At 72.8% G+C, this 8,465-nt stretch carries 10 protein-coding genes; 8 read left to right on the top strand and 2 right to left on the bottom strand.

Features of this window, described 5'->3' with window-relative positions; translation table 11 throughout:
- Nucleotides 1-1,301: phosphodiester glycosidase family protein (locus ACXJKL_RS08655; protein ID WP_457206657.1), on the top strand; the 1,301-nt coding region annotated here is incomplete at its 5' end.
- A 9-nt stretch (nt 1,302-1,310) separates the two neighbouring features.
- Here the strand turns inward: ACXJKL_RS08655 and ACXJKL_RS08650 are convergent.
- On the bottom strand, nt 1,311-1,922 hold the full coding sequence (locus ACXJKL_RS08650) for a hypothetical protein (protein ID WP_457206656.1): 612 nt from the start codon (nt 1,920-1,922) through the stop codon (nt 1,311-1,313).
- 72 nt (nt 1,923-1,994) lie between these two features.
- On the opposite strand from ACXJKL_RS08650, the gene ACXJKL_RS08645 reads away from it, so the two are divergent.
- Complete coding sequence (locus ACXJKL_RS08645) at nt 1,995-2,564, top strand: mismatch-specific DNA-glycosylase (protein ID WP_457206655.1); 570 nt, start codon at nt 1,995-1,997, stop codon at nt 2,562-2,564.
- A 9-nt stretch (nt 2,565-2,573) separates the two neighbouring features.
- Here ACXJKL_RS08645 and ACXJKL_RS08640 read toward each other — a convergent pair whose 3' ends face one another.
- The gene (locus tag ACXJKL_RS08640) at nt 2,574-3,032 is read right to left on the bottom strand and encodes a hypothetical protein (RefSeq protein WP_457206654.1); all 459 of its coding nucleotides are present in this window, start codon (nt 3,030-3,032) and stop codon (nt 2,574-2,576) included.
- Between the two features lie 180 nt (nt 3,033-3,212).
- Between ACXJKL_RS08640 and ACXJKL_RS08635 the strand changes: the two genes are divergently transcribed.
- The 6 genes from ACXJKL_RS08635 to ACXJKL_RS08610 form a co-directional block, all read left to right on the top strand.
- On the top strand, nt 3,213-4,292 hold the full coding sequence (locus ACXJKL_RS08635; RefSeq protein WP_457206653.1) for a GTP pyrophosphokinase: 1,080 nt from the start codon (nt 3,213-3,215) through the stop codon (nt 4,290-4,292).
- Nucleotides 4,293-4,316: 24 nt separating this feature from the next.
- Nucleotides 4,317-5,405: a calcium:proton antiporter gene (locus ACXJKL_RS08630; protein WP_457206652.1), complete on the top strand. Its 1,089-nt coding sequence runs from the start codon at nt 4,317-4,319 to the stop codon at nt 5,403-5,405.
- A gap of 52 nt (nt 5,406-5,457) precedes the next feature.
- A complete protein-coding gene (locus tag ACXJKL_RS08625) occupies nt 5,458-5,814 on the top strand; it encodes a hypothetical protein (RefSeq protein ID WP_457206651.1) in 357 nt (118 codons plus the stop codon).
- Nucleotides 5,815-5,888: 74 nt separating this feature from the next.
- Nucleotides 5,889-6,563, top strand: a complete 675-nt coding sequence (locus ACXJKL_RS08620) for a matrixin family metalloprotease (RefSeq protein WP_457206650.1) — start codon at nt 5,889-5,891, stop codon at nt 6,561-6,563.
- 23 nt (nt 6,564-6,586) lie between these two features.
- Nucleotides 6,587-7,663: an LLM class flavin-dependent oxidoreductase gene (locus tag ACXJKL_RS08615; RefSeq protein ID WP_457206649.1), complete on the top strand. Its 1,077-nt coding sequence runs from the start codon at nt 6,587-6,589 to the stop codon at nt 7,661-7,663.
- A 348-nt stretch (nt 7,664-8,011) separates the two neighbouring features.
- Nucleotides 8,012-8,465 (top strand): DUF222 domain-containing protein (locus ACXJKL_RS08610; protein WP_457206648.1); only part of this gene is annotated, 454 nt, incomplete at its 3' end.

The following is an 8,465-nucleotide window of genomic DNA, read 5'->3' as shown; positions in this document are numbered from 1 at the left end:
ACGCACCCCAGGGCGCCGACGCCCCGCGGGGGGACGGCGGGGGGCTCACGCCCGCCCAGCGACGCGCCCTCGCCGACACCGGCACGGTGCTGCGGACCCCGGGCCAGACCTCCGACGGCGTCCGCGGGGACATCGCGAAGCCGTGGCCGGCAGGTCGGCGGGCGAAGGCCCGGGTGACCAGCGACGTCACCTACGACATCGCCCCGGGCATCCAGATCCGCGAGTGGGACCAGGTCGACGCCCGCGGTCCGATCCGCGCCAACCTGCTCACCGTCGACCTCAACGCCACCAACATCTCCGTCGACCACATCGGCAGCAAGTACGCCGTGCGCCGCAAGACCGTGAGCCAGTACGGCGCCCTCGAGGGCGCCATCGGTGCCGTCAACGGCGACTTCTTCGACATCTCCGACACCGGGGCCGCCCTCGGCCCCGCCGTGGACCGCCAGCGGGGCATCATCCACGGACCGGCCACCGGCTGGATCCCGGAGAACGCGACCTTCTACCTCGACTCCACCGGCTACCACGTGGGCCCGATGGTGACGAAGACCAAGCTGCGCCAGCGCCCCCGGTGGCCCGTCTCCGGCCTCAACGCCGCGACCGTCGCCGACAACACCCTGGGCCTCTACACCTCGGACTGGGGCTGGACCAAGGGCTACTCGGTGACMGACGGCGACAAGGACGTCCGCGAGGTCGTCGTGGTCGACGGCCGGATCAAGTCCAACAAGGCCGTGCTCTCCAAGGGCAAGAAGGTCCGGGGCCAGGTGCTCGTGGGCCGCGGCTCCGCCGCCAAGATGCTCAAGCAGCTCAAGGTCGGACGCAAGGCGACCTTCAAGTACAAGACCAAGCCGAGCGCCACCATGGCCGTCTCGGGTGACCGGGCCATCCTGCTCGACGGGGTGCGTACGGTCGTCAACGACCGCCTGCTGCACCCCCGGACCTCGGTGGGCATCGACACCGACGGCAACAAGCTGCTCTTCCTCGTCATCGACGGCCGCTCCGCCTACAGCCGGGGGTACACGATGGTGGAGCTCGCCACCATGATGACGGCGCTCGGCGCGGAGAACGCCCTCAACCTCGACGGCGGCGGCTCGTCCACCATGTACTCGCGCAAGGTGACCGGCGAGATGGGGCTCATCAACGAGCCCTCCGACGGCTACGAGCGCAAGGTGGCCAACGCGGTCGGGATCTTCTACGACGGGGTCTTCCCGCCGATCACGCCTCCCGTGGTGCCCGCTCCGACACCGGTCCCTGCTCCGGTTCCGACGCCGGTCCCGACGCCGGTCCCGACCCCGGCTCCCTGACGACCGGCCCTACGGGGTTTCGACGAGGAACAGCGCGACCGAGGTGACCGCGACGAGGCACTGCACCCCGGACTTGGGCACGATGCCGCGCACCTCGTAGCCCTCGAAGGTCTGGGTGAGCTCGATGCCCGTCGGCTCGTCGCACCCCACGGCCACCACCGCGCCCATGAGGGTCTGGCCGTCCGGGACGTCGGTCTCCCGCACCGCCGCCTCCACCTGCGGACCGAGGTCGGCACCGAGGGGCGCGGTGAGCTCCTCCACCGCGTCCCGGTCCACCAGGGGGACGGGTCGTGGCGTCACCTCCCCGTCGGCGTTCGAGGCACTGACGATGAGCGCCGTGGTGGTCGACGCCTTCTCCCCGGCCACCAGGACGGCACCGCCGCCGGTCGAGGTGTCACCCTCGCTTGAGGTGTCGCCGTCGCTCGAGGTGTCACCCTCCCCGCCTGTCGCGCTCGACGAGTCGCCCGGACCGGGCGTGCCCTCCTCGCTCGCGCTGCTGCTGGAGGTGGGCTCGGTCGCGCTGTCGACCGACCCGCTCCCGTCGGACTGGCCACAGCCCGAGAGGACGGCGGCGGCGAGGGCTCCCGTGAGGAGGAGGCGGGCCGGAGCACTGCTCAACATGTGCGTCATGGTGACTGGGACGATAGCGACGCCGCAGGCGTTCCCGACACCCCGGCGACCTAGGCTCGCCGCATGCCTCGCTTCACCCGTGCCGAGCTCGAGTCGTTCCGCGACGCGGAGGTCCCCGACCTGCTCGGCCCCGGCCTGCGGTTGCTGTTCGTGGGGATCAACCCCGGGCTGTGGACCGCTGCGACGGGCACGCACTTCGCGCACCCGGTCAACCGCTTCTACCCGGCGCTGCTCGAGGCGGGCATCCTCGAACGACGCATCGACCCGGCCGCCGGGATGACCGAGGCCGACCGGGACCTCGTGCGGAGCCGGGGTATCGGCATCACCAACATCGTCCGCCGGGCCACGGCCCGGGCCGACGAGCTGACGCGCGACGAGCTGCGCCTCGGGGCGGTCGAGCTCACCGCTCTCGTCGAGGAGACGCGTCCGCGCGTCGTGGCCGTCGCCGGGATCACGGCGTACCGCCAGGCGTTCGGCGTGCCCAGGGCCGTGGTCGGGGAGCAGCCCGAGACACTCGGCGGAGCCCGGCTGTGGGTCGTGCCCAATCCCAGCGGCCTCAACGCGCACCACACGGTCGCCACCCTGGCCCGGGCCTACGCCGAGCCGGCGCGGGCCGCGGGGGTGCTCGGCTGAGCGGTGCCCTCACCCCGACCACGGCTCCTCGTCGCGGTCGGGCCGGCCGGTCGCCCCGACCCCGGACTCGATCTCGCCCTCGAACACCTCGGACGCCTCCACCATGAGCACGGCCCGGGACCGACCGTGCCCGGGCAGCTCGACGGTGCCGTCGACACCGTGCGCCTGCTCGAGGAACTCCGCCAGCAGGAACCTCAGCCAGGCGCCGGCCGTCACCACGCCGGCCCGTCCGGCGAGGCGGAGGCAGCAGCCGTCGRCGCACGGCACCCAGGGGCAGGGCCCGGGTGGCTGTCCGGGCCAGATCCGGGCCATCCGACGCGGCAGGGCGAGTCGGGCACCCGCATGGTCGTGCACCGGGTGCCGGCCGAAGCCGGCCAGGAAGACGACGTCGTCCCGCGGCAGCGGGGGCGTCACGCGCAGGCGGTCACGACCGGGGCCGCGATCGGTGTCGGGGATGTGAGGGGCCATGTCGGGACCATCCCGACCGGCACCGACGACCACGCCTGGGCGGCGTACGACTGTGGAGAGGCACGGGCCGGCGTCGGGCTGTGGACGATCGACGGCCCTCGGGCACGCCGCACCCCAGCCTTCCCCCTCAGCCTGTGGGTCGTGCGTGCACGCTCAGGCGGGACAGGGCAGRCTGGGCGCGTGTCCCCGTCCGAGAACGCCTCCGCCGACGCCCCCGTCACCCACGGTGCCCGCCACGCCGCCGGCCGTGACGGAGCTCCCCCGCCTGACGACCAGCCGGTGCGCGAGGCCGTGCGGGAGTACGCCGCGCTGCAGCCGGGCCTGGTGCCGGTCACGGCCCGCTTCGTGGAGCTCATCCGGACCCTGCTCGACGACGCGGGCATCAACTACCTGAGCGTCGACGGTCGCACCAAGAGCGTCGCGTCCTTCGCCGCCAAGGCCGCCCGCACGGTCGACGGACGCCTCCTCTACCCCGACCCGCAGCGCCAGATCACCGACCAGGTCGGGGTCCGGGTCATCACGTACGTGCACGCCGACGTGGCCGCGGTCGCCGGGCTGCTCGACGACGAGCTGCAGATGCTCGACGACCGTGACCTCGGCCAGGAGACCGCCCGCGAGGGCCGCTTCGGCTACGCGAGCCGCCACCTCCTCGTGACGCCCGACGACCCCGCGCCCGCGACGTACGACGACCTGGCAGGTCACCGTGCCAGCGTGCAGGTGCGCACGGTGCTGCAGCACGCGTGGGCCGAGTTCGAGCACGACATCCGCTACAAGGGCACGGTCCCGGCCGAGCACGCCCCCGACCTGGACCGGCGCTTCACACTCGCAGCCGGGCTGCTCGAGCTCGCCGACCACGAGTTCTCCGCGATCCGCGAGCGTCTCCAGGCCGCGGCACCCCTCCAGCCGCACGAGGAGGACCCGAGCGACCCGCGGATCAGCGCGCAGGAGCTGGCCACCTTCCTCGCCGGGCAGTACGCCGACGCCGGCTGGTCACACACCGACCACTACGGCTGGATCGCCGGGCTTCTCCTCGAGCTGGGCGTCACGTCGCTCGACGAGCTGGGCGGGCTCCTCACCTCGGTCGACCCGGACGCGATCATCCGTCGAATGGGCTACCGCTACCCGGCCGGAGCCGTCCGCCGCCTCGACGACGCGCTGCTCGCGATCTTCGGACGCCAGTACGTCGACCTCACGGGCAACGCACACCGGGTGCCGTTGCTGACCGCGCGGCTCGAGAAGCTGAGCACGCCCGGCGGGTGACCTTGCACCAAATAGGGTGAGCCCATGCGCCTGCCGACCTGGACCACCTACACCCCGATCCTGGCCGCGGTCATGCTGGTGCTCACCTGGGGGCGCTATCCCCCAGCGGTCGTCCTCACCCTGGTGGCCGTCCTCCTCATGGGCGCGGTCGTCAGCGCCGTCCATCACGCGGAGGTGGTGGCCCACAAGGTCGGCGAGCCCTTCGGGTCCCTGCTGCTGGCGGTCGCGGTGACCATCATCGAGGTCGGCCTGATCGTCACCCTGATGGTGACCAGCAAGGGCGACACCTCGGGGCTCGCGAGGGACACGGTCTTCGCCGCGGTGATGATCACCGTCAACGGCATCATGGGCCTGTCGCTGCTGGTGAGCGCGAGGAGGCACCGGATGGCGGTGTTCAACCCCGAGGGCACCGCGTCGGCGCTGACCACCGTCATCATCCTGGCCACCATCTGCCTGGTGCTGCCGACCTTCACCACGTCGCAGAGCGGGCCGGTGTACTCCGGCACCCAGCTGGCCTTCGTGGCCGTGGCGTCCCTGGTGCTCTACGGGATGTTCGTGGTGACCCAGACCGGCCAGTACCGCGACTTCTTCCTCCCGGTCGGTCGCGACGGCGCCACGCTCGACCAGGACGGCGACGGGCACGCCAACCCGCCGACCCGCCGTGCCACCCTCTCCAGCCTGGCCCTGCTCGTGGTGTCCCTGGTCTCGGTGGTCGGCCTGGCCAAGGTCGAGTCCCCCTCGATCGAGAAGGCCGTCGACGCGGTCGGCTTCCCCAACGCCGTCGTCGGCGTCGTGATCGCGCTGCTGGTGCTGGCTCCGGAGTCCATCGCCGCCGTCCGTGCTGCCGCCCGCGAGCGCGTGCAGGTCAGCCTCAACCTGGCGCTCGGCTCGGCGATGGCGTCCATCGGGCTCACCATCCCGGCCATCGCGATCGCCTCGATCTGGTTGGACGGGAAGCTGGCCCTCGGTCTCGACAGCGTGCAGATCGTGCTGCTCTTCATGACGGTGATCGTCAGCATCCTCACGGTGCTGCCGGGTCGCTCGAAGCCGCTGCAGGGCGGCGTGCACCTCGTCGTGCTGGCCGCCTTCGTGTTCCTGACGATCGCCCCCTGACGCGGGGCGACCGCCCCGACCGGCACCTTGGGGCACCAGCGACAATGGTGGCGTGACCGAGGAGCAGCAGCCGCGCCGCGCGCGCCACCTGATGGACCCGAACGCACCCCGCCGCACCCTCGCCGAGCGCGAGCGCGAGCAGAAGTCGCTCTCCCGGGTCCAGCGCTGGGTGATGTCGGTCCTCGCCGTCACGACGATCCTGCACCTCGAGGTGGGCCTGATCGTCGCCGCGTACTTCCTCGACGACCCCCGCCCGGGCGCCCGCGTCGGCCTGTGCCTGATCGCCGGCGCCTTCGGTGTCATCGGCGTCGCCCTCGCCTTCCTCATCCACGGCAGGCGCCCACTCACGCCGTGGCTGCTCGTCGGGCTGGCCCCCGCCGCGCTCGGCGTCTGGCTGGTCACGCGCTGAGCACCGCCCCGCGTCGTGCGAACGGGCCGGTCCTGCCGGGTCTGCTGATCACCGCGCTCCTGCTCGCCGGCATCGTGTTGCTCCACCCGGGCAGCGAGATGGCCCGGGTGCGCGAGCTGTTCGGGCTCGGCGACGACCGGTTGCGCGAGATCCCGTCGTACGCCGTGGGCGAGGGGTCCTTCGCGTTCGCCGAGACCCAGCCCGGCAGCGACGCACCGGTCGGCTACAGCCCGTGCCGGGCGATCCCCTACGTCGTCAACCCCGAGGGGGCTCCCGAGGACTGGGGTCCGCTGATCCGGGACGCGGTCGAGTCGACCAGCCGCGCGAGCGGCCTGGAGTTCGACTACCAGGGCGAGTCCGATGCCCGTCCCGGGTCGTACGACGACGGCTTCCTGGCCGGCGACCCGCCGCCGGTGCTGGTGGCATGGGCGGCCCCCGCGGAGGTGCCGGACCTGGAGGGCGACGTCGTGGGGCTCGGCGGCAGCGCGTCGTACGACGTCCGGCCGGGACTGCGGCAGTACGCCACCGGGGTACTCACCCTGGACCGCGACCAGTTCGACGTGAGCGGCTGGATCCCCGGCGCGCGCGAGCCGCTGGAGGCGGTCGTCCTGCACGAGCTGGGGCACCTCGTCGGCCTGGCGCACGTGGACGACACCGGCGAGCTGATGCACCCCACCAACACCCGCACCACCTACGGCCCGGGCGACCTCGAGGGCCTCGCCCGCCTCGGCGACACGCCCTGCCACTAGCCCGGGGTCGCTAGGTTCGTCGCATGTCGTACGACGCCCTCGGCACCCGCGCCCACCCCACCCTCGGACTCGACACCTTCGGAGACGTCGCGCTCGACGCGGAGGGTCGGCCCGGCGACCACGCCGAGGTGATCCGGCAGGTCGTCGCCGAGGGCGTGCTGGCGGACCGGGTCGGGGTCGACTACCTCGGGCTCGGCGAGCACCACCGCGCCGACTACGCCATCTCGGCACCCGACGTGGTGCTGGCCGCGATCGCCGGACAGACCGGTCGCATCCGGCTCGGCACCGGCGTGACGGTGCTCAGCTCCGACGACCCGATCCGGGTCTACCAGCGCTTCGCGACGCTGGACGCGATCGCGCCGGGGCGCGCGGAGGTGCAGCTGGGTCGCGGCTCCTTCATCGAGTCCTTCGGCCTCTTCGGGCTCTCGCTCGACGACTACGACCGGCTCTTCGCCGAGAAGCTCGACCTGTTCTCCGCTCTGCAGTCCGAGGAGCCGGTCACGTGGGAGGGCACCATCCGTCCGCCCCTCGAGGGCAAGCAGGTCCACCCCACCACGGCCGCAGGCCGGCTGCCCGCCTGGATCGCGGTCGGCGGCACGCCCGAGTCGGTCGTCCGTGCGGCGCACTACGGCATGCCGCTCGTCCTGGCGGTCATCGGCGGCTCCCCGCGCGGATTCGTGCAGTTCGCCGACCTCTACCGCCGGGCGCTGGTCGAGTACGGCCGCGAGGAGCTGCCCGTCGGCATGCACTCGCCCGGCCACGTCGCGGCCACCGACGAGCTCGCGCGCGAGCAGCTCTACCCGCACCAGGCCGAGCTCTACACGCGGCTGGGCCGCGAGCGGGGCTGGGGTCCGTACTCGCAGATCGCCTTCAACCAGGCCGCCGGCCCCGAGGGGGCGATGTTCGTCGGCTCCCCCGAGACGGTGGCCCGCAAGATCGCGTGGGCGATCACCACGCTGGGCCTGTCCCGCTTCCAGCTGAAGTACTCCGTGGGGGCGCTCCCCCACGAGCAGCGTCTCGAGTCGGTGCGGCTGTACGGCGAGGAGGTCGTCCCGCGGGTGCGGGAGCTCCTCGCCGACGGTGACCGGGCAGTTCCGTAGCGCTGCGGGGCGTCGACCGGGCAGTTCGGGCGCGCTGGATCGTGCCGACCGGGCGGTTCCGTCGCGCTGGATCGTGCCGACCGGGCAGTTCGGGCGCGCTGGATCGTGCCGACCGGGCGGTTCGGGCGCGCTGGGGTACGCCGCGGGCGACCGCACCGGCGGGTTGGCGCGAGGTACGTCSACGGGCTCGGCGCGTCCTGCGTGCCACCCGAGCCGTCGGCGAGCTTCCGGCCCGGYGARGATCCCYCATTGTGAGRATGTCACTCGAACACWTGTTCGACTAGCGTTGTCCYCAGATGCCGGACCCGCTCGGAGGRCCGGCSACACGGGGATCTGCGGGGGGCTGGGATGACGAGTGGACACCTGGTCCAGGACGCCGTCGASGCGATCTCAGCAGCCCTGGACAAGGTCGCCGGCGTCGAGCTCCTCTACCTCGCACCCGCCGAGAAGGCGACCGCGCTGGTCGAGCTGGCGCGCCTGGAGTCGCGGGTCGCCTCGACCCGGCTGCGGCTGCTGGCCGTCGCCGACGACGTCGCCGAGGAGGCCGGCGACCGCGACGTCGCGGCGTGGTTCGCCCGGACCGTGCACTGCGATCGCGGCCCGGCACGCCGCGACCTGACGTTGGCCCGCTCACTGGAGCAGTCGTGGACTCTGTTGGCCGAGGGGCATGCGAGCGGGGAGGTGTCGACCGCGCAGGCCGACGTGATCGCCCGCGCGTTGGACGACCTGCCCGACGACACCCCGACCGACATCGTGGGCAGGGCGGAGCGGGTGCTGGTCGAGCACGCCGCGACCTTCACTC

The sequence above is a fragment of the Nocardioides sp. P5_C9_2 genome (assembly GCF_054049555.1).
The sequence above is the reverse complement of the archived record's forward strand: the minus strand, read 5'-3'. Positions and strand labels throughout refer to the sequence as shown.

Bases quoted from the DNA above. Each gene is read 5' to 3' on its own strand.
- ACXJKL_RS08630 (WP_457206652.1), top strand. From the start codon at position 4,317: ATGCGCCTGCCGACCTGGACCACCTACACCCCGATCCTGGCCGCGGTC.
- ACXJKL_RS08650 (WP_457206656.1), bottom strand. From the start codon at position 1,922: ATGTTGAGCAGTGCTCCGGCCCGCCTCCTCCTCACGGGAGCCCTCGCC.
- ACXJKL_RS08645 (WP_457206655.1), top strand. From the start codon at position 1,995: ATGCCTCGCTTCACCCGTGCCGAGCTCGAGTCGTTCCGCGACGCGGAG.
- ACXJKL_RS08615 (WP_457206649.1), top strand. From the start codon at position 6,587: ATGTCGTACGACGCCCTCGGCACCCGCGCCCACCCCACCCTCGGACTC.